We start from the raw sequence: 283 nt of genomic DNA on the forward strand, positions 1-283 counted from the left end.
GAGTCTCCCTCCATCTCATTAGTTAATTGAATTTTCAACTATTTCGATCTCTTCCTCCGTCAACCCATAAAGCTCATAAACCAACCTATCAATTTCTGCTTCCAAAGAAGAGGTGTCGGAGGAGGGGTTTTCTTTTTTGAGTTCTAGAATATGGGTTACTAATTCAATAATTTGCTCTTGAACAACATCGGTTGCAAATTTGATTGGTAAAGGATAAATGAATTGTTTATTTGCTTCATAAAAACCATTGTCTTTTGGCTTCGCCGTTTTGGTGAAATAGAAG

1 protein-coding gene is annotated in these 283 nt (G+C 36.0%); it reads right to left on the reverse strand.

Annotated features, from left to right (window positions below; genetic code table 11):
* Positions 1-18 precede the first annotated feature (18 nt).
* Positions 19-283: hypothetical protein (locus tag HC175_RS23485; protein WP_168140133.1), on the reverse strand; the 265-nt coding region annotated here is incomplete at its 5' end.

The organism is Salinimicrobium oceani (assembly GCF_012037645.1).